At 60.5% G+C, this 26,275-nt stretch carries 30 protein-coding genes and 1 tRNA gene; 15 read left to right on the top strand and 16 right to left on the bottom strand.

Going from position 1 to position 26,275, the window contains the following annotated elements; all coding sequences use genetic code 11:
• From PAF17_RS18270 to pdxH, 5 genes are all read right to left on the bottom strand, one after another.
• Window positions 1-126, bottom strand: a 126-nt coding sequence (locus PAF17_RS18270) for a transposase (protein ID WP_271890531.1), incomplete at its 3' end; no start/stop codon positions are given.
• A gap of 184 nt (window positions 127-310) precedes the next feature.
• Window positions 311-387: transfer RNA gene (locus PAF17_RS18265), tRNA-Pro, on the bottom strand.
• Window positions 388-433: 46 nt separating this feature from the next.
• The gene (locus PAF17_RS18260; protein WP_271890529.1) at window positions 434-883 is read right to left on the bottom strand and encodes a DUF192 domain-containing protein; all 450 of its coding nucleotides are present in this window, start codon (window positions 881-883) and stop codon (window positions 434-436) included.
• 88 nt (window positions 884-971) lie between these two features.
• Window positions 972-1,571, bottom strand: coding sequence for a cold-shock protein (locus PAF17_RS18255; RefSeq protein ID WP_271890528.1), 600 nt, complete (start codon window positions 1,569-1,571; stop codon window positions 972-974).
• 173 nt (window positions 1,572-1,744) lie between these two features.
• Window positions 1,745-2,359, bottom strand: coding sequence for a pyridoxamine 5'-phosphate oxidase (gene pdxH / locus PAF17_RS18250; protein WP_271890527.1), 615 nt, complete (start codon window positions 2,357-2,359; stop codon window positions 1,745-1,747).
• Window positions 2,360-2,440: 81 nt separating this feature from the next.
• Between pdxH and fabI the strand changes: the two genes are divergently transcribed.
• The 4 genes from fabI to PAF17_RS18230 all read left to right on the top strand — a co-directional run bounded on the left by fabI (window position 2,441) and on the right by PAF17_RS18230 (window position 5,424).
• On the top strand, window positions 2,441-3,268 hold the full coding sequence (gene fabI / locus PAF17_RS18245) for an enoyl-ACP reductase FabI (RefSeq protein ID WP_271890526.1): 828 nt from the start codon (window positions 2,441-2,443) through the stop codon (window positions 3,266-3,268).
• Between the two features lie 34 nt (window positions 3,269-3,302).
• A complete protein-coding gene (locus PAF17_RS18240) occupies window positions 3,303-3,917 on the top strand; it encodes a LysE family translocator (protein WP_271890525.1) in 615 nt (204 codons plus the stop codon).
• Window positions 3,918-3,930: 13 nt separating this feature from the next.
• Window positions 3,931-4,419, top strand: a complete 489-nt coding sequence (gpt, locus tag PAF17_RS18235; protein WP_271890524.1) for a xanthine phosphoribosyltransferase — start codon at window positions 3,931-3,933, stop codon at window positions 4,417-4,419.
• A gap of 240 nt (window positions 4,420-4,659) precedes the next feature.
• Entirely contained in the window at window positions 4,660-5,424 is a 765-nt protein-coding gene (locus PAF17_RS18230; RefSeq protein WP_271890523.1) for a PRC-barrel domain-containing protein, read from the top strand.
• A 77-nt stretch (window positions 5,425-5,501) separates the two neighbouring features.
• Here PAF17_RS18230 and trpE read toward each other — a convergent pair whose 3' ends face one another.
• The 4 genes from trpE to PAF17_RS18210 form a co-directional block, all read right to left on the bottom strand.
• Window positions 5,502-7,007, bottom strand: a complete 1,506-nt coding sequence (trpE, locus tag PAF17_RS18225; RefSeq protein WP_271890522.1) for an anthranilate synthase component I — start codon at window positions 7,005-7,007, stop codon at window positions 5,502-5,504.
• The gene (locus PAF17_RS18220; RefSeq protein WP_271890521.1) at window positions 7,007-8,959 is read right to left on the bottom strand and encodes a peptidylprolyl isomerase; all 1,953 of its coding nucleotides are present in this window, start codon (window positions 8,957-8,959) and stop codon (window positions 7,007-7,009) included. Before PAF17_RS18220 ends, trpE begins: the two co-directional genes overlap by 1 nt.
• A 66-nt stretch (window positions 8,960-9,025) precedes the next feature.
• Window positions 9,026-10,201, bottom strand: coding sequence for an aminotransferase (locus PAF17_RS18215; protein WP_271890520.1), 1,176 nt, complete (start codon window positions 10,199-10,201; stop codon window positions 9,026-9,028).
• 1 nt (window position 10,202) lies between these two features.
• The gene (locus tag PAF17_RS18210) at window positions 10,203-10,934 is read right to left on the bottom strand and encodes a hypothetical protein (RefSeq protein ID WP_271890519.1); all 732 of its coding nucleotides are present in this window, start codon (window positions 10,932-10,934) and stop codon (window positions 10,203-10,205) included.
• Between the two features lie 105 nt (window positions 10,935-11,039).
• Here PAF17_RS18210 and PAF17_RS18205 point away from each other — a divergent pair, with 105 nt between their 5' ends.
• The 7 genes from PAF17_RS18205 to lexA all read left to right on the top strand — a co-directional run bounded on the left by PAF17_RS18205 (window position 11,040) and on the right by lexA (window position 16,615).
• The gene (locus PAF17_RS18205) at window positions 11,040-11,630 is read left to right on the top strand and encodes an anthranilate synthase component II (protein WP_271890518.1); all 591 of its coding nucleotides are present in this window, start codon (window positions 11,040-11,042) and stop codon (window positions 11,628-11,630) included.
• Entirely contained in the window at window positions 11,627-12,649 is a 1,023-nt protein-coding gene (gene trpD / locus PAF17_RS18200; RefSeq protein ID WP_271890517.1) for an anthranilate phosphoribosyltransferase, read from the top strand. The genes PAF17_RS18205 and trpD overlap by 4 nt, the downstream gene beginning before the upstream one ends.
• Window positions 12,646-13,299: a uracil-DNA glycosylase gene (locus PAF17_RS18195; protein WP_271890516.1), complete on the top strand. Its 654-nt coding sequence runs from the start codon at window positions 12,646-12,648 to the stop codon at window positions 13,297-13,299. Before trpD ends, PAF17_RS18195 begins: the two co-directional genes overlap by 4 nt.
• A gap of 50 nt (window positions 13,300-13,349) precedes the next feature.
• Window positions 13,350-14,156 (top strand): indole-3-glycerol phosphate synthase TrpC, encoded by an 807-nt coding sequence (trpC, locus tag PAF17_RS18190; RefSeq protein ID WP_271890515.1) that lies wholly within the window; start codon window positions 13,350-13,352, stop codon window positions 14,154-14,156.
• A complete protein-coding gene (gene moaC / locus PAF17_RS18185; RefSeq protein ID WP_271890514.1) occupies window positions 14,153-14,620 on the top strand; it encodes a cyclic pyranopterin monophosphate synthase MoaC in 468 nt (155 codons plus the stop codon). The genes trpC and moaC overlap by 4 nt, the downstream gene beginning before the upstream one ends.
• 2 nt (window positions 14,621-14,622) lie before the next feature.
• The gene (locus PAF17_RS18180) at window positions 14,623-15,801 is read left to right on the top strand and encodes a molybdopterin molybdotransferase MoeA (protein WP_271890513.1); all 1,179 of its coding nucleotides are present in this window, start codon (window positions 14,623-14,625) and stop codon (window positions 15,799-15,801) included.
• Between the two features lie 100 nt (window positions 15,802-15,901).
• The gene (gene lexA / locus PAF17_RS18175) at window positions 15,902-16,615 is read left to right on the top strand and encodes a transcriptional repressor LexA (RefSeq protein WP_271890512.1); all 714 of its coding nucleotides are present in this window, start codon (window positions 15,902-15,904) and stop codon (window positions 16,613-16,615) included.
• Between the two features lie 36 nt (window positions 16,616-16,651).
• Here the strand turns inward: lexA and hemC are convergent, their stop codons facing one another.
• Window positions 16,652-17,605, bottom strand: a complete 954-nt coding sequence (gene hemC, locus PAF17_RS18170; protein WP_271890511.1) for a hydroxymethylbilane synthase — start codon at window positions 17,603-17,605, stop codon at window positions 16,652-16,654.
• A gap of 75 nt (window positions 17,606-17,680) precedes the next feature.
• Here hemC and hemE point away from each other — a divergent pair, with 75 nt between their 5' ends.
• Complete coding sequence (gene hemE / locus PAF17_RS18165; protein ID WP_271890510.1) at window positions 17,681-18,709, top strand: uroporphyrinogen decarboxylase; 1,029 nt, start codon at window positions 17,681-17,683, stop codon at window positions 18,707-18,709.
• A 20-nt stretch (window positions 18,710-18,729) separates the two neighbouring features.
• Here hemE and PAF17_RS18160 read toward each other — a convergent pair whose 3' ends face one another.
• Window positions 18,730-19,323, bottom strand: coding sequence for a LysE family translocator (locus PAF17_RS18160; protein ID WP_271890509.1), 594 nt, complete (start codon window positions 19,321-19,323; stop codon window positions 18,730-18,732).
• A gap of 82 nt (window positions 19,324-19,405) precedes the next feature.
• Between PAF17_RS18160 and PAF17_RS18155 the strand changes: the two genes are divergently transcribed.
• The gene (locus PAF17_RS18155) at window positions 19,406-19,867 is read left to right on the top strand and encodes an Lrp/AsnC family transcriptional regulator (protein ID WP_271890508.1); all 462 of its coding nucleotides are present in this window, start codon (window positions 19,406-19,408) and stop codon (window positions 19,865-19,867) included.
• 4 nt (window positions 19,868-19,871) lie between these two features.
• Here the strand turns inward: PAF17_RS18155 and hemF are convergent, their stop codons facing one another.
• Window positions 19,872-20,726: an oxygen-dependent coproporphyrinogen oxidase gene (gene hemF, locus PAF17_RS18150; RefSeq protein ID WP_271890507.1), complete on the bottom strand. Its 855-nt coding sequence runs from the start codon at window positions 20,724-20,726 to the stop codon at window positions 19,872-19,874.
• A 74-nt stretch (window positions 20,727-20,800) separates the two neighbouring features.
• Here hemF and PAF17_RS18145 point away from each other — a divergent pair, with 74 nt between their 5' ends.
• Window positions 20,801-21,208 (top strand): hypothetical protein, encoded by a 408-nt coding sequence (locus PAF17_RS18145; protein ID WP_271890506.1) that lies wholly within the window; start codon window positions 20,801-20,803, stop codon window positions 21,206-21,208.
• A gap of 7 nt (window positions 21,209-21,215) precedes the next feature.
• On the opposite strand, the gene PAF17_RS18140 is transcribed toward PAF17_RS18145, so the two are convergent.
• From PAF17_RS18140 to clpS, 3 genes are read right to left on the bottom strand one after another with little or no spacing between them, the layout of a single operon-like run.
• Window positions 21,216-22,022 carry an SDR family NAD(P)-dependent oxidoreductase gene (locus tag PAF17_RS18140; RefSeq protein ID WP_271890505.1) on the bottom strand — a complete coding sequence of 269 codons (807 nt, stop codon included), beginning with the start codon at window positions 22,020-22,022 and terminating at the stop codon, window positions 21,216-21,218.
• A complete protein-coding gene (locus tag PAF17_RS18135) occupies window positions 22,019-22,960 on the bottom strand; it encodes a class I SAM-dependent methyltransferase (RefSeq protein ID WP_271890504.1) in 942 nt (313 codons plus the stop codon). The genes PAF17_RS18140 and PAF17_RS18135 overlap by 4 nt, the downstream gene beginning before the upstream one ends.
• Window positions 22,961-23,017: 57 nt before the next feature.
• Window positions 23,018-23,335, bottom strand: coding sequence for an ATP-dependent Clp protease adapter ClpS (gene clpS, locus PAF17_RS18130; RefSeq protein WP_271890503.1), 318 nt, complete (start codon window positions 23,333-23,335; stop codon window positions 23,018-23,020).
• Window positions 23,336-23,610: 275 nt separating this feature from the next.
• On the opposite strand from clpS, the gene PAF17_RS18125 reads away from it, so the two are divergent.
• Window positions 23,611-25,287 (top strand): serine hydrolase, encoded by a 1,677-nt coding sequence (locus tag PAF17_RS18125; protein WP_334223673.1) that lies wholly within the window; start codon window positions 23,611-23,613, stop codon window positions 25,285-25,287.
• An 865-nt stretch (window positions 25,288-26,152) separates the two neighbouring features.
• Here the strand turns inward: PAF17_RS18125 and PAF17_RS18120 are convergent.
• Window positions 26,153-26,275, bottom strand: a 123-nt coding sequence (locus PAF17_RS18120; RefSeq protein WP_271888908.1) for an IS3 family transposase, incomplete at its 5' end; no start/stop codon positions are given.

Here is a 26,275-nt window from a genome sequence, read left to right as displayed (position 1 = left end):
CCATGCATAGAGAGAATGCGCGCTTACCCCGAGCCGTTGCGAAACCTCCGCAACCGGGTAGCCCCGCTCGGTGATCTGCGCGACCGCGTCACGCTTGAACTCGGCGCTGAAATTGCCTTCGCCCATCTCGGCCTCCTTGCCTCAAAATTAGGGAAGAAGGCGTCTACGAATCTAGGGGCTATTCACTGAACACACTCAGCGTTCTGGCATTATTTGATATATTTCAGGTCATTGGGTGAAATTGACCTCTTCACGAGGAATTTTCCGTAATCAAAAAGGCAAAACTATCTGCCTCTTAACAACGGGAAGTTGGTCGGGGCGAGAGGATTCGAACCTCCGACCTACGGTACCCAAAACCGTCGCGCTACCAAGCTGCGCTACGCCCCGACAAAGGCGCTTCTAAACGAAGCTTTCGGCAGAGAAAAGAGGCTTTTCACCTGCAAGGCCACATTGCTTGCTCCGGCGGCAAACCGGTATATGCCATAGGCTGCCCAATCGCCAAACCCTGGCGCGCCGCCTCACCCCCCGCCACTTCCAGAATGAGCAGTCGTTCCGGCTGCGGGTCATCCTTGAGCGCGCCCGGAATGGGCGTTTCGTCCAATGGCTTGGCCATCGGGTGGATATGGCGGATCACGCCGCGTTCATCCATGAAGATCAAATCAAGCGAGATCAGCGTGTTACGCATCCAGAAGGATACGGCACGCGGAGAATCATAGACGAAAAGCATTCCCTGATCGGCCGGCAAGTTCTCTCGAAACATCAAGCCCTGTGCACGCTCGGCCGCGTCATCGGCAATTTCGACCTGAAAACGGACAATGCCTTCACCGGTTAGAAACGATACCTGATCCAACGCGCAGCTGGCAGGCACATCGATGCCTGACATGGGAAGGTCCGACGCGGGACGGGACGATGCCGGCCCAGCCGCAACAGCCCCTGTCAAGACCATTGCAAGCGCCAGACCGCAAGCACGCCTATTCCGCGACATGCGCCAGGAATTTATCGTCGCGCAATTCGTCTATATCATCGCAACGCGGCAGGATCAGGCCGGCCTCTTCGTCGCCGCGATCCCAGCTGGTGATCTGGGCCGCCATCAACCCACGCGGCCCTTCGACAACACGGATTCCCACGGCTTCACCAATGGCGAGATCCGCAAACCCCGAATGCCGCAACACCTCGACATGGATGAACACATCGTCAGGATGCCCGAAAATGTTGGCGAATCCGAACCCTTTGGCCTTGTCAAACCACTTGACCCGTGCGGGACGCAGCGGCAAGGATTCAAGCTGCTCGATCACGGTCGTGTCGATATCGGCAATCGGCGGCATTCCATCGGTCGTCGGCGGAACGATCTCGATCACTTCGCTGGCTTGCAGCCCGCGCGAGGTCGGCTGCACCCAAGCTTTCACGAGTGACTGGTCGGCAACTGAACTGCGACCGAAATTTCTGAGCACATTCGCGTGAAGCAGGATATCAGGCCCGCCTTCACTGTTCAGGATGAAACCATACCCTTTGGCAGGGTCAAACCACTTGACCTGCCCGGACACCAGTTTCATTCCAGTTTCTTCCGTCATCTTCTCACCGTTTACCGCGCATTCCGCACGTATTCCTCAACATAGGGCATAACCAGCCAGACTCTCGAACCGATAAAAATGCAAAGAAAATAAGCAGAATAAAGTGGTTAGTAAAAATTGCGACAGCAGTCTCAGAAATGTATTCTCGGGCCGTTTGGTCCTTTGGTCAAGCCTTAGGGCGACAACCTTTGAACTTTCCAACCCGAGGCCGGCTCTTTGGTCCAAACGAAGCGGTCGTGCAAGCGGAACGCTCCGTCACTCCAGAACTCGATTTGCTCGGGAAGAATGCGAAAACCGCCCCAGAATGGCGGGCGTTTCGGGTTAGCCCCTTGAATCAGCCCTTGTTTTGCAGCCGCACTGACCAATTGCGCCCGCCCATCAAGAGGCCGTGACTGCGCCGAGGCCCAGGCCCCCAGTCGCGACTGAAGTGAGCGACTTGCGAAATATTCATCGGCCTTGGGGCCATCCTCTCGGGTCACATGCCCTCGCACGCGAATCTGACGGCGCAGTGATTTCCAATGCATGACAAAGGCCGCCTTGCCCGTCGCCTTGATCTGTTCGCCCTTGGCGCTTTCATAATTGGTGTAGAAAACAAAGGCACCGTCCTGCCCCGCACCTTCGATTTCCTTCAGCAACACCATGCGCACATCAGGCAAGCCCTCTGCATCCGCAGTGGCAAGGGCAATCGCATTCGGATCATTCGGCTCGGACTTGGCAGCCTCGGCCAGCCAATTGCGCGCGATTGCGAAAGGGTCGTCGCCCGCGAAGATACCTGTTCGGTCGCCCATGATCGTTTCCCTTGTGCTTGATGCGGCTGCACAGTTGGCATAATCACAATTTCAACGGGTTGAAAGCGCGAGGGACAAGATATGTCAAGCGAGCAGAAGACCGGCCTGATGGCCGGAAAGCGCGGTCTCATCATGGGGCTGGCGAATGACAAGTCCATCGCTTGGGGCATTGCGCAAGCGCTGGCCGCAGAAGGTGCCGAACTGGCATTCTCTTATCAGGGCGACGCGCTGAGGAAACGGGTCGAACCTCTGGCCGCCAAGCTGGGATCGGATTTCGTGCTGCCCTGCGATGTCAGCGACGAGGCTTCGATCGACGGCTTGTTCGCGCAAATCGGCGAGCGCTGGGAAAAGATCGACTTTCTGGTTCACGCCATCGGCTTTTCCGACAAGGAACAGCTGCGCGGTCGTTATGCCGATACCACGCGCGACAATTTCCTGATGACAATGGACATCTCGGTCTTTTCCTTCACGGCTGTTGCGCGTCGCGCCGCCGCGATGATGCCCGAAGGCGGCAGCCTGCTGACCCTGACCTATTACGGCGCCGAACGCGTCATGCCCCATTACAATGTCATGGGCGTCGCAAAATCCGCGTTGGAGGCCAGCGTGCGCTATCTTGCCGAGGATTTTGGCAAGGACAATATCCGCGTAAACGCGATTTCGGCTGGCCCGATCAAGACATTGGCAGCCAGCGGTATCGGCGATTTCCGCTATATCATGAAATGGAACGAGTTGAATTCGCCCCTGCGGCGCAATGTGACCACCGAAGATGTCGGCAATTCGGCGCTGTATCTTCTGTCGCGTCTGGGCGCGGGTGTCACCGGGGAAACGCACCATGTCGATGCGGGTTACCACGTGGTCGGGATGAAGGCCGTCGACGCCCCCGATATTTCAACCGTGAAGAAGGAATGACCCAGGCATCCGCCATGGGTAAATTGGGCAGGACATGCTGAACATCACGCTGGAACAGCTGTCGCTGTTTGCCGCAACCCTTGCCATGGCAATCCTGTCCCCCGGTCCGGCGATCATCGCGGTCAGTCAATCTGCATTCGCCATGGGACGCCGCAGGGCGCTGCCTTATGGATGGGGGCTGGCGACGGGGGCTTCTCTTTGGTGCCTGACGGCATTGCTGGGGCTGACGGTCATCTTCCGAATCCTGCCGTGGACATTCATGGCGATGAAGGTGCTGGGCGGTCTGTACCTGATATGGATCGCCATCCGCATGTGGCGCGGGGCCAGAGATCCACTGCCCGACCCCGCCGAGGCGCAAATGGGGATGACATTCTGGGGCGGGATCGCGCTGAACCTGTCAAACCCCAAACCGGCGCTGTTCTATTCTGCGGTGTTGCTGTCCATCTTTCCCACCACGCTGTCTTTTGCGGACAAGGGTCTGATCTATACCACGGCGCTGTCCCTCGAGATGGGTTTTTACACGGCCATGGCCTGCCTGATGGCTTTGCCTTTGCTCAGACGGCGCTATTATGCTGCGAAATTCTGGATCGACGTCATCGCGGCCTGCGCCATCGGCATGTTGGGGTTGTCGTTGATCCTGCGCCAATGAAGGAGACAAATCTATGATGGACCGCCTGCCCCACGAAAAGGGTTTTCATGTCAGCTGGGATCAATTGCATCGGGATGCCCGGGCATTGGCCTGGAGGCTGGACGGAACCGATTGGCGCGCGGTGGTTGCCGTGACCCGTGGCGGACTTGTCCCCGCCATGATCGTCGCGCGAGAGCTGGACATCCGCACCATCGACACCATCAGTGTCAAATCCTATCACAAACAGGAACAGGGTGGGCTGAAGGTGCTGAAAAAGCCCGATGCCGATCTGATGGGCGACGGCGACGGAATTCTGGTTGTCGACGACCTCGTCGATTCAGGGCGCACATTGGAATTGATCCGCGAAATGTATCCCAAGGCCCATCTTGCGACCGTCTATGCCAAGCCCAAGGGCAAGCCGATCGTGCAAAGCTATGTCACCGAAGTCAGCCAGGACACCTGGATCTTCTTTCCCTGGGATATGGCGCTGCAATATGTCCAACCCTATCGCGGCGATGACTGAATCGGGTCGCGGCGATGTCTTGGCAAGGCATCGCCGACATCACCAGGGGCAATGGAACCCATTGAAATTAACTGATTAAACTGCATACTCGCGCAAGAAAACCACCATTGCGCGATTTTTATCAGGCAAATTCCCGCCACCAACATCGCCCATGCGGAACTTGGGGCGGCTGCTGATCATTTTGTCCCCGAAGCGCATCGCCGGCACCGCCGCCGAGCGCAAAACCCAAGGAGGACAAAAATGCGCAAGCTACTTCTGACAACGGCTTTCGTTCTTCCCCTGGCAGCAGGCCAGATCCATGCGCAGGACACGGCGCCCCAACCTGCCGAGGCTGAAACAACACCGATGGCGACCGACCCTGCAGCAACGGATATGGCCGCCGACCCCTCGGCCGAGGCTGCAGCGCAAGAGGCCATGGAAGCCGAAGTTGCCTCAAGCGGCAAGGTCGCGCAGCAACAGGCATCCAACGAGCTGCGCCTCGACTGGATCACCGACGCGACCGTGACGGCGCCCGACGGCGCACCCATCGGTGACATCAACGACCTGATCCTTGACGGAGAAACCGGCGAAATGATTGCTGCCGTGATCGGTGTCGGCGGCTTTCTGGGCATCGGGGAAAAACAGATCGCCGTGCCGTGGGACCAGTTGACCGTCAATTTCGACGCTCAGGAAATCAACAGCGAGCTGACCGAAGAAGAAGCCGAGGCAGCACCCGAATATGTGTTCCGGGAACGTGAAAACGCCCCCGCGGTCGCACCGGCGGGCGATATGGCAGCCCCTGAAGCCGCACCCGACGCCGCCATGGTTCCGGCAGCAGACCCGGCAACTGATCCAAACGCCATGCCTGCGGATGGCGCGACCGGTGACGGTATGGGCGAACCCATGGAAACCGAACCGCCCATGGACGGGCAGGACACGATGCCCGCCCCTGACATGGAAGAAGCTGACATGAACGCCGAGCCGTCGATGGAAGGCGGGATGGCCGAAGAGCCGGCCACGAACTAAGGGCGAACCGCATTGATACGGAAAAAGGCGGCCTACGGACCGCCTTTTTTCATTGTGCTTGCTGTGCCCCCTGGCGTTCAGCCATTTCCCCGCACAAAGCGCGCCGCGCCCTCGGCCGCACGCTGAAGGGCGCGGCTCTTGTTCACCGTTTCCTCGAACTCGGATTCAGGATCACTGTCATAAACGACCCCACCGCCCGCCTGAATATAAAGCGCCTCGTCTTTCACCACACCGGTGCGCAGGGCGATACACATATCCATTTCGCCATTGGCCGCGAAATAGCCCACGGCACCGGCATAGACACCGCGTTTTTCGGGTTCCAGCTCGTCGATGATCTGCATGGCCCGGACCTTCGGCGCACCCGCAACGGTACCTGCGGGCAAACCCGCCAACAGGGCCGATAATCCGTCTTCTTCGTCGCGCAACTCGCCCACGACATTCGACACGATATGCATTACATGGCTATAGCGTTCGATGGTAAAGCGTTCGGTCGGGCGCACCGTGCCCGGTTTGGCAACGCGCCCCACGTCATTGCGGCCCAGATCAAGCAACATCAAATGTTCGGCCAGTTCCTTCTGATCCGCCAGAAGGTCGGCTTCCAGGGCCTTGTCCTGAGCCTCGTCGGCACCACGCGGTCGGGTGCCTGCAATCGGCCTGATTGTCACTTCACCATCGCGCAACCGCACCAGGATCTCGGGGCTTGCCCCGACAATCTGGAAACCACCCATATTCAGGAAGAACATGAAAGGCGAAGGGTTCGTGCGGCGCAGAGATCGATAGAGAGCAAAGGGCGGCAAAGGGAAATCCATCCGCCAACGCTGTGACGGCACCACCTGAAAGATATCACCGGCGCGGATGTATTCCTTGGCCTTCTCGACCGCCGCCAGATAATCCGGCTTGGAAAAATTTGAAACCGGCTCGCCGATTTTCCCTTCATTTCCCAATGCCCGGGGTTCGGACGGCTGCCGATCCAATGCGCGCAGGGCATCCATGACCCGCTCTGCCGCGCGAGCATAAGCCGCGCGGGCATTGTCGCCGCCATCGTGCCAGGCCGGCGCACAAAGCGTCACCTCGCCCTTGACGCCATCAAGCACCGCAACGACGGAAGGACGGATCAGCATGGCATCCGGCAAATTCAGCGGGTCGGGGTTCACATCCGGCAGGGTCTCGACCAACCGGATCATGTCATAGCCCAGATAGCCGAACAGCCCTGCAGCCGCAGGCGGCACGCCATCGGGCATGGATTCGATCCGGCTCTCGGCGATCAGGGCACGCAAACTGTCCAGCGCGGCGCGCTCATCGGGCTGAAAATCATCCGCATAACGCGCCGCCCGGTTGATCCGGGCCTTGCCATCACGGCATTCCCAGATCAGGTCCGGTTTCATGCCGATGATCGAATAGCGACCCCGCACCTCGCCGCCAGTCACCGATTCGAGCATAAAGCTCATCGGGGCGGCTTCGGCCAGCTTCAGCATCAGGCTGACGGGTGTATCCAGATCGGCAGCCAGCCTGATCGTGACCAGCTGGTTCTGCCCCGCATTCCAGCCGGCTTCAAACTGGGAAAACTCCGGTGTCAGTTCCATCAGTGAACCTGCGCATTGATCGCGCTGAGCGCAGCCTGATCGACACGGAGGCCGCCATTTTGCTGTGCCGCGCGGGCATAGTAATCAAACAGATCCGCCTGCAATGATTGCCCCAACCGGGCGCCGACAGCCTCTTTGACCTGCAAGGCCTCTTCTTGTTCCAGATCGGCCTGATGAATCGCATCAAGACGCACCAGGAACACGCGTTGCTGCGCATCTACAATGTCCACGGCACCGATTTCCTTCATCGAGAAAGCGTGTTCCAGAATATCTGCCGGCGCTTGCTCGATCCAGCCGTCGCGCCGGATATCGCTTTGCGTATTCCATGCCAGTTGCGGCGCGGCGGGGGCGATCGTGGTCGTTTCCTCGTCGTCCGCTGCGTCATCAGGCATGCCGATACGGGAAACGGGGGCCGTCACTGCGGTCGGCACGGGGGTCGGATCTGCCGCGGCAGTAATCTTGACCTTCTTTTCCTCGGCCAGAGACAAGAGTTGACGGTGAACCTCGGCGGCGCGCCAATCGGCCTCGACCTCGTCGCGCACCTCGTCAAAGGGAATCAGCGCCGGTGGGATGATTTCGTCCAGCCGAAGGGCAAAGACACCGCCATCATCCAGCTGGAACAGCTCGGGGAAATCATCCATCGCGACAGTCGCCGCCATTTCACGAAATGCCTCATAACCCAGGATTCCGGTCGCTTCGGCCGCATTGTCGTCAATCCAGTCGACCTGGCCCAGCTCCATCGCGGTTTCACCGGCCATGTCCTCGAGTGTCGCGCCGCCCGCCAGAAGATCTTCGAATTCAGACGACCGATCATCGATCATCCGGGCCGCGCGATCGACGGCCGCCTCGGCACGCAATTCTTCGCGGGCCTCTTCGAACGGTACCTGCACCGGTTCAAGAATCGCATGCATCGCAAACAGCGCCGGGCCAAGCGCCGTATCGATCGGGCCAACAACACCAGCTTCGGACAACGCGAAAATATCTGCCCCCGCCGCGTCAAGCTCGGCCTCGCTGACCTCGCCCAGATCGACATCATCCGTGGTCAGCCCGCGTTGGGTCACGTAATCTTCGAACGACGCATCGCCTGCCTCGATACTTGCCATGGCATCCCGAGCGGAATCCACGCTGGGAAAGACCAACCGGCTGACAAGACGGCGTTCGGGCTGGACATATTTCTCGATCTCGGCGTCATAGGCATCACGCAGCGCCTGTTCGTCCAGTTGCACATCATCAGCAAGCATTTCCGGCGTCAGCCAGACATAGCTGATCTTGCGCGCCTCGGGGCTGGTGAACTGATCGGCATTGGCTTCATGCCAGGCCGTCAATGTCTCATCATCGGGGGCTGCGGGGGCGCTCGGCAGCTGGTCTTCGGTCAGTTCGACCCACGCCATGTCGCGCGTGCCAAGCAGCCATTCCGTGGTCAGGTCGACCATGGGCGAAGGTGGCACCACCCCACCAATCACCGCGCGCTGGATCAGCAGGCGTGCTTCGTCGCTGCGAATGGTGCTTTCGAATTCGGCTTCGGTCATCTGCTGGCGATTCAGCACTTCGCGATAGGCCGTCCGATCGAATTTGCCCGTCGGGCCCTGAAATGCCTGCGCATCCAGAATCGACTGACGCACGCGCTCATCGCCGACCGAAACGCCGATCTTGCGGGCCTGTTCTTCCAGCGCCGCGCCGGTGAACAGTTGCGCCTGGACCGCCTGCGGCAGTCCGATTGTCTCGGCCTGCGCCATGCTCAGCGGTTGTCCGGTTTGGCGGCTGTATTCGTTGATCTGGGACTGCAGCGCCCGCGCATATTCATCGGCGGTGACCTTGGTTTCACCCACAGCCCCCACCTCGGACGAGCCCCCCGAGAAGCTGGTGACTCCAAAACCGCCAAGACCCAGTATCAACAGGCCCATCAGCAGCCAGACAACGGTCGATTTTCCATGCGTGCGCAGATTCTTCATGGCGCGGCCTTTCCTGAGGACGTGTCAGCGCTGTCTTTAGGGCGCGCGCTTGCCCGCCACAAGTGTTCAGACCGCAAAGCCTGCCAGCCTCTCGGCCAGTTGTTCGATACCCGCACGGTCAACATTGGCGAAGGCCAGCCTGAAATGCCTTTTGCCGGTTGGATCATCGGTCGGGGTGAACATCGTGCCTGGCAACGCAAGAACCCCCGCATCACGCACCAGACGTGGCGCAAGATCGGCGGAACTTTCCCCGAAGGGATGTTCGACCCATGCAAAATACGCCCCCGCGCTTTTCAGCGTCCAGCCGTCCAGCCCGCGCAACGCCGTCACAGTTGCCGTGCGGCGGGACAGGATTTCCTGACGTTCGCCAGCCAGCCAGTCGCGCAGATTGCGCATGCCCCAAAGCGCACCGATCTGACCAAGCTGCGATGTCGAGATTGCCACCGTATCCAGAAATTTCTCGACCTGCGCCATCCGTTCGACCGAGGTCAGCAACGCCCCCACACGATGCCCCGTCAGGCGATAGGCCTTGGAAAACGAATAAAGCTGGATCACGGTTCGGTCCCAGTCCGGCCGGGCCAGCAAATGATGGGGCGCGCCCGCACGGCTGTCGAAATCGCGATAGGTTTCATCAATGATCAGCGCGATCCCGTGACGAACCGCCAGATCGTAGAAACGATCCAGCAGTTCGGCCGGATATTCGGCACCTGACGGATTGTTTGGCGTAATCAGGACGATCGCCCTGGTGCGCGGACCAATCAGCGCTTCGGCCTGCTGTGGATCGGGCAGCATGTCGGATTGGCAGGGCAAGGGCCGGGCGTTCACACCCTGCATGTCCAGCCACATCTTGTGGTTGAAATACCACGGTGTCGGCAAGATCACGTCATCGCCCGCCCCGGCAAGGGTCGCTGTCGCCGCACAGAATGCCTGATTGCAACCTTGCGTGATTGCCACCTGTCCTGCGGTCAGGTCGGCACCGTATGCGCGCGAAAATTCACCGGCGACCGCATCGCGAAGATCACCATTGCCCAGCACCGGGCCATAGAGATGCGCTTCGGGCAAATCCAGTGCTGCCTCGGCAATGGCGCGGCGCAGCCCTTCGGGTGGTGGATCGACGGGCGCTGCCTGACTGACATTGATCAGCGGGCGCTCTGGCGGGAAGGTCACATCGGCAAGCCAGCGGCGTGCTTCCATGACGGGCGGAGCGAATGTCGCGAACAAGGCAGGATTGAAAGAGGTCATGTCATTCGCGTCCTAAGCTGCGCAATTCCGTAAGATCGGGGGGCAAGGAAAGATCCAGCCCGGGTGATGGCAGGCGCGGGGCCTGCAACGTTTCACCGGCTTCTGCCATGTCAGGATCAGCGGGGTCCTGCGGGTTTTGGGGCCGGGGATCTGCCGCCGGCACGTTGTCGAAGATAAAGCCCGAGCGTGGCAATTCATCCCGCCCTGCGGTCACCGCCATGCCCGGCGCAGCATTCAACACCGGCGCGTCCAATGCGGCAGGCCGTGTCAGTTCGGGCGTATCCGTGCCGGACTGGGGCGCGGTTGGCGCGGCGATTCCCGTCTCATCCTGAGTTTGCGGGCGTTCGTTATCTCCGGTGACAGCAACCGGTGCAGGTTCGGCAGCAGGAGCACCGACGGCAGGTGCGTCGCGCGGCCCCGATCCCGCCGAGGGGGCCGCCAGCGGCGTTGGCACACGTGGTGCCACGTCGCCGCCGCGCCCGAATTCCGACCCGATCGGCAGATCCACCGCCGCAGCCTCGGGCGTATCGACCGGGGCCATTCGCCGAGATTCGGCGTCCGAAGATCCGGCGGATACTGAATCAGCATCCTCAGGCGCGGCCTGCCCCTGCGCTGGTTCGGGCACCGGCTGTTTCATATCCTCGGGCATGGGCACGACAAGCGACAGCACTGCCAGCAGCGCGGCGCTCAGCACCATTCCATGCCCCAAACCTGTCCAGAAACCGCGTGCCATGCGCCTCTTCTTTCTTCGGCCGGGCTTGACCCCCCAGCGCGCTTTGCCCCATCTATAGCGAACCCTTTTGAAAGGGGAAACCGCCAGCAAGCCAAGGCACCCATCATGATCCTTCTGATCGACAATTACGATAGCTTCACCTGGAACCTCGTGCATTACCTTGGCGAAGCGGGGGCCGAGGTCACCGTGCGCCGCAATGACGCAATCACCGTATCCGAGGCGCTGGCGATGAACCCTGACGGGATCGTGATCTCTCCGGGACCTTGCGATCCGGCGCAGGCAGGGATCTGCCTCGACCTGATCCGCGCGGCGGCGGAACGGCAGATACCCCTGTTAGGGGTTTGCCTTGGCCATCAGTCCATCGGCGAAGCCTTCGGCGGCAAGGTGGTTCGGGCCAATCGCATCCTGCATGGAAAGGTCGACGATATCAGCCATGACGGCACTGGTGTTTTCACCGGCCTTCCCTCGCCCTTGCGGGCGACGCGGTATCATTCGCTGACGGTTGAACCCGAATCACTGCCCAATTGCCTGAGGGTCACGGCAACCTCGGATGACGGCACGATCATGGGGCTGATCCATGCCGATCTGCCCATCGAAGGTGTGCAGTTCCACCCCGAATCAATCGCATCGGAACATGGTCATGACATGATCCGCACCTTCCTGACGCGCTGCTCGCCATCCGAGGCCGCGGCATGACAACAGATATTCGCCCCCTGATCGGCATCGCCGCCACCCGCCCGCTGACCGGCCCCGAGGCGGAATCGGCCTTCGCCGCCCTGTTTGACGGGGCAGCTACCCCGGCTCAGATCGGCGGCCTGTTGATGGCGTTGCGCGTGCGCGGCGAAACCGTGGAAGAAATCGCAGCCGCCGCACGCGCGATGCGCGCCCGCATGAATCGCGTCAACGCCCCGATCGGCGCGATGGACATCGTCGGAACGGGCGGCGATGGCAAAGGGACGCTGAATATTTCAACCGCGACCGCCTTTGTGGTTGCGGGCGCCGGAGTGCCGGTCGCCAAGCATGGAAACCGAAATCTCAGCTCGAAATCAGGTGCGGCCGATGCCCTGACGAAGATGGGCATCAATGTCATGGGCGGACCGGAAACCGCACAGAAGGCGATCGATTCCGCGCGCATCTGCTTTATGATGGCCCCGATGCACCATCCGGCGATGCGCCATGTCGGCCCACCGCGCGCCGAACTGGGCACGCGAACCGTCTTCAACCTGCTGGGGCCACTGACCAATCCCGCCTCTGTGCGTCGGCAACTGACCGGCGCATTCAGCGCCGACTGGATCAGACCGATGGCCGAAGTCCTGCATCAACTGGGCAGTGATGCCGCCTGGCTGGTGCATGGCAGCGATGGCACGGATGAAATCACCATCGCCGGGGAAACCCAGGTCGCCGCGCTTAAAAACGGCACCATCACGGAATTCACCATCACCCCCGAGGATGCCGGTCTCAGCCGCCACCCGTTCAAGGACATCATCGGCGGAGATCCCGATTACAACGCCGCAGCATTCCGCGAATTGCTGAATGGCGCGGCGGGGGCCTATCGCGATGCCGTTCTGCTGAATGCCGCCGCGGCATTGCTGGTCGCCGACAAGGTGGCCGATCTGCGCGAGGGGACGGCGATGGCCGCAGAATCCATCGACAGTGGCGCCGCCAAGGCGTGTCTGACCGCTCTGGCCGAGGTGACCGGACCTCCGCAGGCATGAGCGCCGATCAGATCTCCGTGCCCGCAGAATGGGCCCACCTGCCCTTCTTTCGAACCGATTGGCCGGACATAAACCGTCGCCTTCGCAATCAGGGCGGCTGGCTGCCCGGACCCGGATCGCTGTTCGCGGCCTATGACGGGCTTGGCCCGCAAGATACGCGTGTCGTGATTCTGGGTCAGGACCCGTATCCGACACCGGGTCACGCGAACGGGCTTGCATTTTCCGTTGCACCCGAAATCGCCTTGCCCCGGTCGCTGAAGAACATCTTTCGTGAACTGCAGGATGATCTGGGCGCGGCCCCGGAAAATGGCGATCTGTCGCATTGGGCGGCACAGGGGGTCCTGTTGGCCAATACCGCGCTATCAGTTCCTGTGGGCGATGCGGGTGGGCATTCGCGATGGGGCTGGGATGGCCTGGTTCGCCAAGCCATTGCCGAGGCGCAGAAACATGGCCCGCTGGCCTTTGTTCTTTGGGGAAAACATGCGCAAAAGGCGGTGGCCGATCTGCCCCGCCCGCAAGACCTGGTGATTGCGACCGCCCATCCCTCGCCTCTGTCGGCGCGACGCGGTTTTTTCGGCAGCCGCCCTTTCAGCAGGGTCAATCGCTGGTTACAGGAAAATGGTCGGGCCGCAATTGCCTGGGCATCCTGACATGCGCGCCGCCCTTTTCCCGCATGCTGTAGACAGATAGAAGCGAACCCATGGATATTCTGGACAAGATCAAGGCCTATAAACTGGAGGAAATCGCCGCAGCCAAGGCGACCCGACCGTTGGCCGATATTGAAACAGCCGCGCGTGCCCAATCGGCACCCCGTGGCTTTGCCCGTGCACTGGACGCCATGGCTGCCAATGGGCCGGCATTGATTGCCGAAATCAAGAAGGCCAGCCCATCGAAGGGCCTGATCCGCCCGGATTTCGATCCGCCGGCCCTGGCGCGGGCCTATGAGCGGGGCGGCGCGGCCTGTCTGTCGATCTTGACCGACCAACCCAGCTTTCAGGGCGCGCCCGAGTTTCTGGGGGCGGCGCGCAATGCCTGCAAGCTTCCGGCCCTGCGCAAGGATTTCATGTATGACAGCTATCAGGTTGCCGAGGCACGGGCCTGGGGCGCCGATTGCATTCTGATCATCATGGCATCGGTCGAAGATTCGCAGGCGGCAGAGCTGGAAGACGCCGCAGCGCATTGGGGCATGGATGCCCTGCTGGAAGTGCATGATCAGGGTGAACTCGACCGCGCCCTGCGCCTGAAATCCCCCCTGATCGGCATCAACAACCGCAATCTCAAGACCTTCGAGGTCACGCTGGATGTCACACGGACACTGGCCCCCGAGATCCCCGATGACAGGCAGGTCGTCTGTGAAAGCGGGCTGTTCAGCGCCTCGGACCTGGCGGCGATGATGCAGGTGGGCGCGCGACGCTTCCTGATTGGCGAAAGCCTGATGCGGCAACAAGATGTCGCCGCGGCGACACAGGCGATCCTGGACATCCCAAGCTCGGCAGGTGCGGTATGACACTAACCCATTTCGACGACAGCGGACAGGCGCATATGGTCGACGTGTCCGAAAAGGCCGTCACAACGCGCGAGGCCGTGGCCTCCGGATCGGTTCGCATGGCCGCGACGACACTGGCACTGGCCCAGGGCGGTGCAAGCAAGGGTGACGTTATGGGGGTTGCGCGCCTTGCCGGGATCATGGGGGCCAAGCGCACCTCGGACCTGATCCCGCTTTGCCATCCCCTGCCGATCTCGAAGGTATCGCTGGAGCTGGTCCCGGATCCCGAACTGCCGGGCATCCACGTTACGGCAACCGTGCGCACAACCGGTCGAACCGGTGTCGAGATGGAGGCCCTGACCGCCGTCAGCACCGCCTGCCTGACCATCTATGACATGTTGAAAGCAGCCGAGAAATCGATGCAAATCGAAAACATCCGCCTTGTCTCGAAAAGCGGCGGAAAATCAGGCGATTACAAGGCATAGTGATGATATCAGTTGATGATGCGCTGTCGCGGGTTCTGGCGCTGGCTGACACGCCCGGAACCGAAATCGTCAAGCTTTCCGAAGCGGCCGGGCGCGCATTGGCTGCGCCGGTCACGGCCCGCCTGACGCAACCTCCATTCGACGCAGCCGCCATGGATGGCTATGCGCTGCGTTCCGAAGAAAGCGCAGGAACACTTCGAGTCATCGGTCAAAGTGCTGCGGGGCATCCATGGAATGGCGATACGCCCCCGATGACGGCCGTGCGCATCTTTACGGGCGCCCCCGTCCCCGCCGGGTATGATCGCGTCGTCATGCAAGAAAATATCCAACGCAGCGGCAATGAAATCACCATCACGGAACCGTCGAACGCCGCGCATATCCGTCCGCGAGGGAACGATTTCTCCGAAGGTGATCAGTTGCCCGCCGGTCGCTGCCTGACGGCCGCCGATATCGGGCTGATCGCTGCAATGAACGTGCCCGAGGTTACGGTCGCCAAGCGCCCGCGTGTCGCCATTCTTGCGGGCGGCGATGAATTGGTGCCGCCCGGACATACCCCCCAAGAAGGCCAGATCATCAGCTCGAATGATCTTGCCATCGCCGCACAGGTCACCCAAGCTGGCGGCATACCGGTGATCCTGCCGATCGCGCGCGACACCGAATCCAGTCTTCGCAGCAGCTTTGCAAGCGCCATGAGCTGCGACCTGATCGTAACGATCGGCGGCGCATCCGTCGGCGATCACGACCTTATCGCGAAGGTGGCTGCCGAACTGGGAATGCAGCGATCTTTCTACAAGATCGCAATGCGGCCCGGCAAGCCGCTGATGGCAGGAAAACTGAGCGGAACACCGATGCTTGGCCTGCCCGGAAATCCCGTTTCTGCAATGGTTTGCGGCATGATCTTCATGCAACCGCTTATTCGTGCCATGCAAGGTCTGACCAACCTGACGCATCTTGCCAAGGCCCGCCTTGCTGCGACTCTGCCACCAGAGGGACCGCGCCAGCATTACCTGCGCGCGACACTGACTGACGGGCCCGATCTACCGATCATCCAGCCTTTCGACAGCCAGGATTCGGCGCGTCTGTCCTTGATGGCGCAAGCGGACGCCCTTTTGGTTCGTCCAGCCGACGCACCCGCGCAGGACAGCGGCACCATTGTCGAATATCTGCCTTTGCCTCGCTGAGAATTAACCCATTTTTCACCCGAGCCTGTTGTGATTGTTGACGCGATTCGCGCCATAAGCTAGAACATTCACGGAACATGTCGGGGCAAGGATGGGTATAATGCTGACCAAAAAGCAGATTCAGCTATTGGAGTTCATCCATAAACGGATGTCCGCGGATGGCGTCCCCCCATCTTTCGATGAAATGAAGGATGCATTGGATTTGCGATCAAAATCGGGCATTCACCGATTGGTCACGGCACTGGAAGAACGTGGTTTCATCCGGCGTCTGCCCCATCGTGCTCGTGCATTGGAAATCCTGCGCTTGCCCGAAACATTGGCAACCGAGCAATCTACGGCACCGGCAAAACCCGCTGGCTTTGCCCCCAAGGTCATCACGAATGACCGACCTTCGCGGCCTCGGGGCGCAATCGGCATCGTCGACAGCCCGGCCGTGGAACTTCCCCTGATGGGACGAATCGCCGCTGGCGTCCCTATCGAAGCAATCTCCGAAGTTTCGCATCATGTCGCGGTTCCAGGCACGATGCTGACGGGCAAGGAACACCATTACGCCCTTGAGGTCACCGGGGATTCCATGATCGACGCCGGAATCAATGATGGCGACGTCGTGGTCATTCGCGAACAGGACAGCGCCGAGAATGGCGATATCATCGTTGCGCTGGTCGAAGGGCATGAGGCCACGTTGAAGCGCTATCGCCGCCGCGGTGCCATGATCGCACTTGAAGCGGCCAATGCCGCCTATGAGACCCGAATTCTGCCCGAGGAAAGCGTCCGCGTTCAGGGCCGGCTGGTGGGCCTGATCCGCAGCTACTGACACTTGGTCATGATCTGCCGGTCTATTCCCGGCAGATCAATGCCCCTGCAGGTGATGCAAGAAGCCCGACCCGGCCAGGGACAGCAGCTCATCTGCCAGGTCAACCCCCATCGCAGGGCCGTCAGGGATCTCGCCCAGGCGCTCGGCCATGAAAGCCTCGCTGCCATCAGGTTGAAGGATCTGCCCACGCAATCTCAGCCGACCGTCAGGTTGCAGCTCGGCCAGGCCGGCGATCGGGGTTTGACACGATCCGTCCAGACGCGCCAGAAATGACCGCTCGGCGGCGATGCGCTGGCCAGTCTCGACATCATGAACAGGCCCAAGAAGATCGCGGGTTTCATGATCATCAGTGCGCCGCTCGATCCCGATTGCCCCTTGCGCAACGGCTGGCAACATCTGTTCTGGCAGGATCGGCCCTCGCGCAACATCCAGCATTTCCAGACGCCGCAATCCGGCCATCGCCAGAAATGTCGCCTGAGCAACCCCGTCTTCCAGCTTCTTCAACCGGGTCTGCACGTTTCCGCGAAACTCGACCAGCTTGAGATCCGGTCGGTAATGCGCCAGTTGCGCACGTCTGCGCAGGCTGGACGATCCGACGACGGCACCCTCTGGAAGATCGTCAATCGATGCGACATGAGGGCTGACAAATGCATCGCGCACATCCTCGCGCGGCAGCAGGCAGTCGATCACCATGCCTTCGGGTTGAACCGTCGGCATGTCCTTCATGGAATGGACCGCGATATCGATTCGCCCTTCGGCCAGGGCTTCTTCGATTTCCCGCGTGAACAGCCCCTTGCCACCAATTTCCTTCAACGGGCGATCGGTAATACGATCACCGGTCGTCTTGATCGGAACGATCTCGAAGGCCTCGACCGGCAGGCCATGGGCGGCCATCAGCCGGGCACGGGTCTCATATGCCTGTGCCAGCGCCAGCACCGAACCGCGGGTGCCGATCTTCAAAGGGCGGGAGGGGTCACGCTTTTCTATCATGCCCCCCGCATAGCCGCACGGCGACGGCTTGACAACGCCCACCCGCTCGCCTTGATGGGCCCGCAAGGAGGCCAAATGACCAAACTATTGCTGCGCGCCCTGGCGGGCGAAGCCCTGCCAACGCCACCGATCTGGATGATGCGCCAAGCCGGCAGATACCTGCCCGAATACCGGGCCACCCGTGCGCAGGCCGGTGACTTTCTGTCGCTGTGTTACAACCCCCAGCTTGCCGCTGAGGTGACATTGCAACCGATCCGCCGATTCGGCTTTGACGCCGCCATCCTGTTCGCGGATATCCTGTTGGTACCGCAGGCTCTTGGCGCTGATCTGTGGTTCGTCACTGGTGAAGGTCCGCGCCTGTCGACGATCGAAGATGCACAGGGTGTCGCCGCCCTGAAACCTGCAGCGGACATTCACGAAACACTGTCGCCGATCTATGAGACCATACGGATCCTGGCACGCGAATTGCCCGAAGAAACAACGCTGATCGGCTTTGCCGGTGCCCCATGGACGGTTGCGACCTATATGATTGCCGGTCGGGGGACACCGGATCAGGGACCGGCACATGCCTTCAAGACGGCCAATCGCAAGGCGTTTACGGCGCTGATCGATCATATTACCGAGGCGACAATTCGCTATCTTTCGGCACAGATCGACGCCGGAGCCGAAGTCGTGAAACTGTTCGACAGCTGGGCGGGCAGCCTGACAGGCGACGATTTCGATGATTTCGCCCTGTCGCCGACACGCCGGATCATTGCCACGCTCAAAGAGCGTTACCCGCATGTACCGGTCATCGCGTTTCCTCGTCAGGCGGGCCCGCGCTATATCGGCTTTGCTCAGGCGACCGGGGCGGATTGCGTGGCATTGGACAATTCGATCAGCGCGGAATGGGCAGCCCGGAATGTTCAGGTGTCAGGTTGTGTTCAGGGCAATCTGGACCCGCGTCATATGGTCACAGGAGGCGATGATCTGGTTGCCGAGGCCCAACGCATCACCCGCGAGCTGCGCGGCGGACCACATATCTTCAACCTGGGCCATGGCATCACCCCGGATGCAGACCCCGACAATGTCGCGCGCATGATTGATGCCGTCAGGACCGCCTGACGGCGTCGGCATGCTGCGAACTAGTCGAGCAGCACCGGCATCATCGATACGATCAATAACGCGGCCATGACCAGGTTGAAGGATTTGAACCGCGCCGGGGTCGACAAGACGCTGCGCATCCCCTGCCCCAACGCCACCCAGGCTGAAACCGTGGGCAGGTTTACCGCCGCAAAGACCAGGCCCACGATCAATGCCCCGCCCAATCCCGCTGCAAAGGCCGACAAGGCCCCAAGCGCCATCGCCCAGGCTTTCGGGTTGACCCACTGAAACGCCGCCGCCTGCAGAAAGGTCAACGGAACGCGATTGGTATCCGGGGTGCCCATCTCGGGCGGTAGGGCGGTTGCGATTTTCCACGCCAGCCACAGCATATAGGCCATGCTGACCCATTTCAGCATTGTAGCCAGCATGGTCGATTGCGCGATCAACCGATCGACACCGAAACCAAGCACCACCACCATCAGCCCGAACCCGAGCGACACTCCAAGCATATGCGGAACCGTGCGACGGATTCCGAAATTGGCCCCCGAGGCCATCAGCATCATGTTGTTCGGCCCCGGCGTCGCCGAGGTCACGAACGCGAATCCTGCCAGCGCAAGCAACAGATCAAGGCTCATCTGGATTTCCTTCCGTTCGCCTGCAATACTAACCCGATCAAACCGCAATAAATCGCCATAATAGTGATATGGGTCTTAAGAATTGCAATATTACGGCGCTGAAGATCGCATAACGGACAAAATATTGCGCGAGCTTTCGCGTGATGGAAAACTGGCCAATACCGAACTCGCTGCCCGAGTCGGCCTGTCCCCATCGGCCTGTCTGCGCCGGGTCCAGGACCTTGAACGTCGCGGCATGATCTCTGGCTATCGCGCGACCATATCGCCACAGGCTCGCGGCGTCGGCTTCATCGCCTTTGTCATGGTCGGCCTGTCACGCCACTCAAATGACGCCCAAACTTCATTTGAACGGGCCTGCCTAGCAGCGCCGGCGGTGCGCGAGTGCCACAACATCACCGGTTCGATCGAATATCTGCTTCGGGTCGAGGTGGCCGATCTTGGGGCATACAAGCAGTTTCACAGCGATGTTCTGGGCGCGTTCCCCTGGATCGCCACCATCACCACCCATGTCGTGATGGGCAGCCCCAAAGACGAACGGGGCTAGCCCGTCAGACCCATTTGGCCAATGGCGGCAGGCTCATCAGAACGGCATCGGGATTGTGCCCGGTCTCCAGCCCGAATTTCGTGCCACGGTCATAGACAAGATTGTACTCGGCATACAAACCACGATGCACAAGCTGAATATCGCGATCGGAATCAGAGAAATCCTGCGTCATCCGCTTTTCGGCAAGGGGCAGGAACGCGGGCAGGAATGCCTCTCCGACGGATTTGGTGAACGCAAAATCCGCCTCCCATGATCCCGTGTTCAGATCATCATAGAAGATACCGCCGACGCCGCGGGCTCGCCCCCGATGAGGAATAAAGAAATACTCATCAGCCCAGGCCTTGAAGCGTTGATAATAGCCAACACCGTGGGGCTGGCAGGCCGCACGCAGAACATCGTGGAAATAGGCGGTATCTTCGGCATATTCGATGCAGGGGTTTAGGTCGGAACCTCCCCCGAACCACCAGGCACCCGGCGTCCAGAACATACGCGTATTCATATGCACGGCAGGTGCGTGCGGATTCTGCATATGTGCGACCAGACTGATCCCCGAAGCCCAGAAACGCGGGTCCTGTTCGATCCCCGGCACGCCGCGCGCGGCCATGGCGGCTTGCGCCTTGGGTGACAGGCTGCCGTGAACTTCGGACCAGTTCACGCCAACCTTTTCAAAGACACGCCCGCCGCGCATCACCGACATCAGCCCACCGCCGCCATCATCACCACGCTGCGTCGGCGTCACCTCAAAGCGACCGGCAGGGCGCTCGCTGTCATGGCGATCCTCCAGATCCTCGAATGCCTGAACGATCCGGTCGCGCAGTTCACGAAACCACATGGCCGCGATATGGCGTTGTTCCTGCATGTGACCCCCAATCGTGATTTGCAAAGGACAGTTTCTGACCGATACTGTTGAAAAGACGCATAAAGAGACCCGCCATGCCCCGCAACACATTCCTCGCGATGCTTTCCCTGCCGGTTGCATTGGCTGCATGTGGCACCCCCGAGGAACGCTGCATCAGCCGCAATACCCATGAATATCGCGCCGTGAACAATCTGCTGTCAGAGGTCGAGGCCAATCTGGCGCGCGGTTACGCATGGGGCGAGCGCGCTGTCGAGACTGACCGACTGACACAATGTCGCGGATATTATACGGGTCCGGACGGGGTGTATGGCGTGTATTATCGGCCCTGCTATGTCGACAGCGTTGACATCGTCCGGTACCGGATACCGATCGACCCGGCGGCCGAGCAACGCAAACGGGACAATCTTCTGGAACGGCGCCAGAAATTGGCGGCCCCGGCACAGGCCGCCGTGCAAGCATGCAAGGCAGCCTACCCCGAATGACGGCTGCCTAAAGGACCTGTGCCGTGACCGGATCGGCGAGGCTGCGCCCGCCATCAACCGAAATGATCTGCCCCGTCACGAAACGGGCACCTTCGCTGACCAGATATTGCGTCGTCTCCGCGACATCATCCGCCGAAGCAATGCGCCCCAGAGGCGTGCCCGCCACGATCTGCCCGCGCAGTTCGTCATCTTCCTTCAACGCGCATTTCAACTCGTGCGACATGACGCTGCTGAAGCGCACCCCGTTCACACGGATACGATGGGGCGCCAGACTAAGCGCAAGGCCACGCGTCGCTTGTTCCTGGGCCGCGCAGGCAATCGAATAGCCAAGCATCTGTGGCACCGGCCGCGATGCGGCCAATGTTGACAAGTTGACGATTGCCCCCGCCTGCACGACATCCGATTGTCCCTGCGCCTGCTTGATCATCCGCTTGGCGACCATCTGCGACAAACGCAGTCCGGAAATCATGTTCTGGCGCAACATTTCTTCCAGAACACCGGGGTCGGTATCCAGCGGGTCCGAGCTTTCGACGAAGCGATGCGCATTCACCAGGATGTCGATCCTGTCAAAGCTGTCCAACGTTGCCGACAACAGGTTCGCCATTGCCAGTTTCTCGCAGATATTCCCCGAAAATTTGAGGACCTTGCCATTACCTTCCCCGCAATCCGAAACGACCTGATCCAAGGCCGCCTCGTCGCGATCGGCAATCATGACATTCGCGCCGCGATTGACGAAATGCTGCGCGATTGCCAGCCCGATACCGCGACAAGCCCCCGTCACGATCGCGGTCTTGCCTTGAATTGACATGCTCATCCCCGGCCCCCTTTCCGGCCTGCGCCGCTGGCTTCGATGATCTTGAACCGATTGTCGCCACCGATTTCACTGACCCGCGCAAAACGTTCGGCCAAAACGGCCTCGTAAGGCAGGTGACGGTTGGCAACCATCCACAGCTTGCCCGCACCAGTCAGCAATCGTGCCGCGGTCGCGATGAAATCGCGGCCAAGCTGAGGATCGGCCAATCGACCGACATGGAATGGCGGGTTCATCACCACACCATTCACAGGCTCGGGCAGGGAAAAACTCCGGGCGTCGGTCCAATGGAATTTCGCACGCGGATCGGTGACATTTTCCTTGGCTGATTCAAGCGCGGCGAAATCGGCCTCGACCAGATGGACAACCTCGATCCCCGGTCGCGCCAGCGCCTGCGCCGACAGCCACCCCCACCCGGCCCCCAGATCGACCACACGGGTCGGCATCTTCTCGGGCAGATGCCTGGCCAGCAGCGCCGAACCAGGATCAACCCCGTCAGCGGAAAAGACGCCCGGCCGGGTCACGAACCCATCGGCGACCTGCTGCCTGTAGGATGTCCATTCGGACGGCAACCAGCCCCCATCAGGAATCCTGACCCTGAAAATTTTGCCATGCGCCTTGCTGTGCACCTGATCGGTTTCGGCACGTTGGCGCATGTCCTTCAGCATGGAATCGATGCCATCGGTTTTCTGGCCATCGATCCAAAGTGCGCCGCCAACCGGCAATCGCGCAGCCGCATCGGCGATTCGGGCGCGAGCCTCGGCCTTGGCACGGGGCAGAAAAACCAGCGCGGCATCGAAATTTTCTTCAAGCTCCGCAACCACCCGATAACCGCGGGTCACAAGCGCCTGATGGTCGGGGTAGCTGCCCTGCTGGATCACGATCGAGGCAGTTTCCAGCGGCGCAAGATCATCGGTGCCCCTGGCGCCGACAACCAACATACGGCCCTCCGGCGGTCCATCCGAAAAGGCAATTGAAAGTCGTGATTCTGACACGGACTACTCTTTTTCCATTGTGCATTGCAGCGGATGCTGCTGACGTCGCGCAAGCTCCATTACTTGCGCAACCTTGGTTTCCGCGACCTCATGGGAAAACACCCCGACCACCGCAACACCCTTGCGATGCACCGTCAGCATGATCTCGATCGCCTGCGCATGCGACATACCGAACAGACGTTCAAGCACATGGACGACGAATTCCATCGGCGTGAAATCATCATTCAGCATCAACACCTTGTACATTGGCGGACGCTTGGGCTTGGTACGCGGTTTTACCGCCAGATCGGACTGGTCGTCGGGCTTGTCGCTATCAGTCATCCAATGCGTCATCGCGTCGTTGCCTGGCCTTCAATGATCGGCGAAAAAGGTCGCGCCACCTGTCTATGGCACGTTCGAACGCGAAATATAGTGAATTCTGCGGCGGATTAAAGCCCCGGTCAGTCATCCATTCACGGCCAAACCATGGCACGCAACGCGATGAAATAAAACAAATGCGCGGTTCCCCACAATCTGGACACGTGCTATTATCACATTGTTAACGACGGGTGTGCGACAAAAAAGATGCACCTGCACGAGGCAGAGAGACAGCGACAGTGACCCGATTTACCATGACGGCCCGTCTATGGGCATTCATTATATTGGCTGTTCTGGCCCCCGCAGCGCTGTCTGCGGCACCCTTCGCCGCCTATGTGATGGATGCGCGGACCGGCAAGCCAGTCTATTCCCAGAACGCCGACACGAAACTGCACCCCGCATCGCTGACCAAGATGATGACGCTTTACATGGCCTTCACGGCGATCGAGCGTGGTCAGGTCCGGCTGGATTCCAAGGTTCTGATTTCGTCCAATGCGGCGGCTGAACCCCCTTCGAAACTGGGGCTGCGGGCAGGCCAGCGAATCGAGCTGCGCTATCTGATCCGCGCGGCCGCCATCAAATCCGCCAATGACGCGGCGACTGCCATTGGGGAAGGTCTGGCGGGATCGGAAACCGCATTCGCCCAGCAGATGACATCGATGGCGCGGGCATTGGGGATGCGTAACACCCGCTTTCTCAACGCCAATGGTCTGACCCAGGAAGGGCATTATTCGACAGCCCATGACATGTCCATTTTGGGACGCAGGCTGTTTTATGATTTTCCCCAATATTACAACTTGTTCTCGCGCCGTTCAGCGGATGCCGGTATCAAGAAAGTATCGTCCACCAACCGGCGCTTTCTTGATGGTTATCAAGGGGCTGACGGTATCAAGACCGGCTACACACGTGCCGCCGGTTTCAATCTGACTGCATCGGCGCAGCGCGGCAACAAGCGCCTGATCGCGACCGTGTTCGGTGGCACATCGACCGCACAGCGCAATCAGGTCATGGGGCAGCTGCTTGATTCCGGTTTCGGGCGTGTCCCCAACCGCGTTCGCGAGGTACGGCCACAAAAGCCGCAGCTTCTGACGCAAAAGGTTGTTCGGCGCGCCAAGGTCGAACCAAAGCCTGCCGCGACCCGTCCCGAACCTCAACGGTTGGTGCTGAAATCATCCGAACCGCCTGCCCGCGTGGTACGCCAGACGGCGTCGACCGCCGCTGTCAGCGACCCCCTGGCCGCAGCAGTGCGCAAGGCGACACAAGCACAATTGTCCAGCAGCGCATTGCGATTGACGGCAAGTGCTCGTCCGCGGCTGCGCCCTGCCGTACGCGGCAACGCACTTCAGGATGCATTGGAAACGGCCGTGGCGGCTACACCGACCGAACCCCAAGACAATCCGGCGCAATCCGCCAGCCTCGCTGCGCCGGTCCTGCAGGCATCTGCGCGCCCGGCACGTGCGCCCCGCTCGCGGGCCAGTACAGCTGCGCTAGGCAATCAGGACGCCGAGGCGATCGCGCGCGCAGTTGCCGCAGCGACCGCGCCTGATGGGCAACAGTCACTTTCACTTCTGGCTTCGCCGGCACCGAAGCCACGATCAGAAACGGTCATCCTGGCGGCGATGGGCGAAGGCGATATCTCGAACCCCGAAGCTTTGGAAATCGTTTCCCGGCCCGAAGAAAGCGGGCGGTACTGGGGCGTCAATCTGGGGCTCTACCGCTCTCACGCCGAAGCAGAAAAACTGCTGTTGAAGACCGCATTGCAGGACGGCACCGTTCTGGATGGCGCGGACCGACGCATCGCCGACACCATTCGCGGGTTCGATGCAAACTTTGTCAACCTGTCCAAGGCAGACGCCTATCTGGCCTGCGACCGTCTTCGCGCACGTTCTCAGAAATGCAAGGTGGTCGGCCCATAATCGACCCATATCGAACATCGTGACATCAAACGCCGGCCGATTGGCCGGCGTTTGATGTGCCTACGTTCCCCTAGCTATTGTGTTCATGCGCAGGACGTCAGTTGCCGGGATGTGCCGGTTTAGATGATTGCGTTTGCGATTGTGACCAACCTTCGTGCGATTGCGAGAATGAAGATTCTGTGTGGTTGCCCGCGCTCTTTGAGACGCTTGGCCACGCGCCGCCACGAGCCACACCCGGATGTCTACCGGGACCGAGATCATCCGGACGGACCCCGGATCAGCCGGGCCAGCGCTTCGGGATCGTAGGTCCCTCTGATCCGCAAACGGTAACCGGCTGCGAGGTCAATCTCGATCATCCCTGCCGCAGGTGCAGGATCGGCGGCGGCTTCGCTATCGTTATGCAGCGGCCGATCGACGATCTCGACGAAAATGAAACACGCCGCGTAGCCACTTGAAGATCAGGTTGGCGTGCATGGCATACCGCTGCGCCATCCGGGCAACCGACGCGCTCGGTGCCGTCGTCTGCAAAAAGATCGAACACTTCTCCTCATCCGTCCAAAGCCGCGTCGTCCGACGCGCCATCACGCACCCACGGTGTCCACTATCCCATAGTGGACAGTATCGATCACCCTCTCTGCGCGGCAGAGCAGCGATGCCGAACGCTTACAAGAAAGGCAGGATCCGCCTGCTAGATTACGCGGTCATGCTACAAGGTGTTTGGCGCAGTGCCCAACCCCGTCGCCGATCCTGGCCGGGAGCGTCGACGGGAAGCTATCTCAGAGACGAGACACATAAGGTGTTCAGTCCTGGTATCTTGTGGATCGGATCGGACTTGTCGCGTATTTGTGCTGCCCCAAATGCTCGTTTAAGCCACTTTCCGTTCGAAAGCGACCGGGCTTTTCCAGCCCAGTGCTGAGTGGCGTCGTCGCGGATTGTAAAACCCGTTGATGTATTCAAAGATCGCCACTTCAGCTTGCCGTCGAGTTTC

Source organism: Paracoccus onchidii, assembly GCF_028294535.1.
Classification (GTDB): domain Bacteria; phylum Pseudomonadota; class Alphaproteobacteria; order Rhodobacterales; family Rhodobacteraceae; genus Paracoccus; species Paracoccus onchidii.
This window is presented reverse-complemented; position numbering and strand designations above follow the sequence as displayed.

What these genes read in the sequence shown, in the direction of transcription:
- PAF17_RS18220 (WP_271890521.1), bottom strand. Translation starts at nt 8,959, where the DNA reads ATGAAGAATCTGCGCACGCATGGAAAATCGACCGTTGTCTGGCTGCTG.
- PAF17_RS18240 (WP_271890525.1), top strand. Translation starts at nt 3,303, where the DNA reads ATGCTGAACATCACGCTGGAACAGCTGTCGCTGTTTGCCGCAACCCTT.
- moaC (WP_271890514.1), top strand. Translation starts at nt 14,153, where the DNA reads ATGACACTAACCCATTTCGACGACAGCGGACAGGCGCATATGGTCGAC.
- lexA (WP_271890512.1), top strand. Translation starts at nt 15,902, where the DNA reads ATGCTGACCAAAAAGCAGATTCAGCTATTGGAGTTCATCCATAAACGG.
- PAF17_RS18180 (WP_271890513.1), top strand. Translation starts at nt 14,623, where the DNA reads ATGATATCAGTTGATGATGCGCTGTCGCGGGTTCTGGCGCTGGCTGAC.
- trpD (WP_271890517.1), top strand. Translation starts at nt 11,627, where the DNA reads ATGACAACAGATATTCGCCCCCTGATCGGCATCGCCGCCACCCGCCCG.
- trpC (WP_271890515.1), top strand. Translation starts at nt 13,350, where the DNA reads ATGGATATTCTGGACAAGATCAAGGCCTATAAACTGGAGGAAATCGCC.
- PAF17_RS18205 (WP_271890518.1), top strand. Translation starts at nt 11,040, where the DNA reads ATGATCCTTCTGATCGACAATTACGATAGCTTCACCTGGAACCTCGTG.
- fabI (WP_271890526.1), top strand. Translation starts at nt 2,441, where the DNA reads ATGTCAAGCGAGCAGAAGACCGGCCTGATGGCCGGAAAGCGCGGTCTC.
- hemC (WP_271890511.1), bottom strand. Translation starts at nt 17,605, where the DNA reads ATGATAGAAAAGCGTGACCCCTCCCGCCCTTTGAAGATCGGCACCCGC.
- gpt (WP_271890524.1), top strand. Translation starts at nt 3,931, where the DNA reads ATGATGGACCGCCTGCCCCACGAAAAGGGTTTTCATGTCAGCTGGGAT.
- PAF17_RS18230 (WP_271890523.1), top strand. Translation starts at nt 4,660, where the DNA reads ATGCGCAAGCTACTTCTGACAACGGCTTTCGTTCTTCCCCTGGCAGCA.
- PAF17_RS18195 (WP_271890516.1), top strand. Translation starts at nt 12,646, where the DNA reads ATGAGCGCCGATCAGATCTCCGTGCCCGCAGAATGGGCCCACCTGCCC.
- hemE (WP_271890510.1), top strand. Translation starts at nt 17,681, where the DNA reads ATGACCAAACTATTGCTGCGCGCCCTGGCGGGCGAAGCCCTGCCAACG.
- PAF17_RS18145 (WP_271890506.1), top strand. Translation starts at nt 20,801, where the DNA reads ATGCCCCGCAACACATTCCTCGCGATGCTTTCCCTGCCGGTTGCATTG.
- PAF17_RS18140 (WP_271890505.1), bottom strand. Translation starts at nt 22,022, where the DNA reads ATGAGCATGTCAATTCAAGGCAAGACCGCGATCGTGACGGGGGCTTGT.
- PAF17_RS18260 (WP_271890529.1), bottom strand. Translation starts at nt 883, where the DNA reads ATGTCAGGCATCGATGTGCCTGCCAGCTGCGCGTTGGATCAGGTATCG.
- PAF17_RS18255 (WP_271890528.1), bottom strand. Translation starts at nt 1,571, where the DNA reads ATGACGGAAGAAACTGGAATGAAACTGGTGTCCGGGCAGGTCAAGTGG.
- pdxH (WP_271890527.1), bottom strand. Translation starts at nt 2,359, where the DNA reads ATGGGCGACCGAACAGGTATCTTCGCGGGCGACGACCCTTTCGCAATC.
- clpS (WP_271890503.1), bottom strand. Translation starts at nt 23,335, where the DNA reads ATGACTGATAGCGACAAGCCCGACGACCAGTCCGATCTGGCGGTAAAA.
- trpE (WP_271890522.1), bottom strand. Translation starts at nt 7,007, where the DNA reads ATGGAACTGACACCGGAGTTTTCCCAGTTTGAAGCCGGCTGGAATGCG.
- PAF17_RS18160 (WP_271890509.1), bottom strand. Translation starts at nt 19,323, where the DNA reads ATGAGCCTTGATCTGTTGCTTGCGCTGGCAGGATTCGCGTTCGTGACC.
- PAF17_RS18210 (WP_271890519.1), bottom strand. Translation starts at nt 10,934, where the DNA reads ATGGCACGCGGTTTCTGGACAGGTTTGGGGCATGGAATGGTGCTGAGC.
- PAF17_RS18215 (WP_271890520.1), bottom strand. Translation starts at nt 10,201, where the DNA reads ATGACCTCTTTCAATCCTGCCTTGTTCGCGACATTCGCTCCGCCCGTC.
- hemF (WP_271890507.1), bottom strand. Translation starts at nt 20,726, where the DNA reads ATGCAGGAACAACGCCATATCGCGGCCATGTGGTTTCGTGAACTGCGC.
- PAF17_RS18135 (WP_271890504.1), bottom strand. Translation starts at nt 22,960, where the DNA reads ATGTTGGTTGTCGGCGCCAGGGGCACCGATGATCTTGCGCCGCTGGAA.